The organism is Nitrobacter sp. 62-13 (genome assembly GCF_001896955.1).
Lineage (GTDB): Bacteria > Pseudomonadota > Alphaproteobacteria > Rhizobiales > Xanthobacteraceae > Nitrobacter.
This window is the reverse complement of record NZ_MKRN01000149.1, coordinates 6,744-8,574: the sequence shown is the minus strand read 5'-3', so window position 1 is coordinate 8,574 and position 1,831 is coordinate 6,744. Positions and strand designations below refer to the sequence as shown.

Genomic DNA, 1,831 nt, shown 5'->3' with positions numbered 1-1,831 from the left:
TGATCTCGACGAGGCCGGCGCGCGGCGCTCCTACAACAGGATGTTCGTCGCGTACTTGCGCACGTTCGCCCGGATGGGGCTGAAGGCGATCCCGATGCGCGCGGAGACCGGCCCGATCGGCGGCGACCTCAGTCATGAATTCATCGTGCTCGCCGAGACCGGGGAGTCCGGCGTCTATATCGACAAGGACGTTCTTGATCTCCCCGTACCCGGTACGGAGGTGGACTACGACGGCGACCTGACCCCGATCGTCAAGCAGTGGACCACGGCCTATGCCGCGACCGAGGATGTTCACGACGGCGCGCGCTACGAGCGCGAGGTTCCCGAGGCGAAACGCATCCATACCCGCGGCATCGAGGTCGGGCAGATCTTCTATTTCGGCACCAAATATTCCGAGTCGATGAAGGCATTGGTCGCGGGCCCCGACGGTGTCGAGCAGCCGATTCATGGCGGTTCCTACGGCGTGGGCGTCTCCCGTCTCGTCGGCGCGATCATCGAGGCCTGTCCCGATGACGCCGGCATCAAGTGGCCGGACGCGGTGGCGCCGTTCACGGTTGCGATCCTCAATCTGAAACAGGGCGCCAGCGATACGGACGCCGCGTGCGAGCGGCTGTACCGCGAACTTACGGCCAAAGGGATCGACGTGCTTTACGACGACACCGACCAGCGGGCAGGCGCGAAATTTGCGACCGCCGACCTGATCGGCGTTCCCTGGCAGGTGATGGTGGGACCCAAGGGGCTCGCCGAGGGCAAGGTCGAGATCAAGCGGCGCGCCGACGGCACACGGGAGAATGTCGCGCTGGACGATGCCGTTACGCGGTTGACAGCGTAGCGATTATCCACCGCGCGCGGCGTTCAATGCCATTCCGGCCACAATTGGCCGCGAATCATGGGATTATCGAATAATGGATGAGACCATGACCCAGCCGCTCCGGACCAAGCCGTTTGCCGCTTTCGAGTGGATGCTGTCGGGACGCTATCTGCGGGCGCGGCGGAAGGAAGGTTTCATCTCGGTCATTGCCGGCTTTTCCTTTCTGGGCATCATGCTCGGCGTCGCCACGCTGATCATCGTGATGGCCGTCATGAACGGCTTCCGCACGGAACTGCTCAGCAAGATCCTTGGCCTCAACGGGCACCTGCTGGTCCAGCCGCTGGAGTCGCCGCTTACCGATTGGAAGGATGTCGCCGACCGCATCAGTCAGGCGCCCGGAATTCGCCTTGCCGCACCCGTCGTCGACGGTCAGGCGCTCGCGTCTTCGCCGTTCAATGCCGCTGGCGTTTTCGTCCGGGGCATCAGGGCGAGCGATCTCAGCAACCTCACCTCTATCGCCAGGAATATCAAGCAAGGCACGCTCGAGGGCTTTGACGAAGGGCAGGGCGTGGCCATCGGCCGGCGTCTTGCCGATCAGCTCTCCCTGCACGCCGGCGACAGCGTCACGCTGGTCGCGCCGCGCGGGGCCGTGACTCCGATGGGCACGACGCCGCGCATCAAGCCGTACAAGATCGCGGCGGTGTTCGAGATCGGGATGTCCGAATACGATTCCACCTTCGTGTTCATGCCGCTCGCCGAGGCACAGGCCTATTTCAATCGCGCCAACGATGTCACCGCGATCGAGGTCTATACCGACAATCCGGACAAGATCGACGAGTACCGCAAGTCGGTGACGGAAGCTGCGGGCCGGCCGGTGTTTCTGGTCGACTGGCGGCAGCGCAATTCGACGTTCTTCAATGCACTCCAGGTCGAACGCAACGTGATGTTTTTGATCTTGACGCTGATCGTCCTTGTCGCGGCGCTGAATATCGTTTCGGGCCTGATCATGCTGGTCAAGGA

General features: G+C 63.1%; 2 protein-coding genes. Both read left to right on the top strand.

Features of this window, described 5'->3' with window-relative positions; translation table 11 throughout:
• The coding region (locus BGN91_RS10665; RefSeq protein ID WP_292612943.1) for a His/Gly/Thr/Pro-type tRNA ligase C-terminal domain-containing protein at positions 1–832 on the top strand (832 nt) is incomplete at its 5' end.
• A gap of 73 nt (positions 833–905) precedes the next feature.
• Positions 906–1,831, top strand: a 926-nt coding sequence (locus tag BGN91_RS10660) for an ABC transporter permease (RefSeq protein WP_292612942.1), incomplete at its 3' end; no start/stop codon positions are given.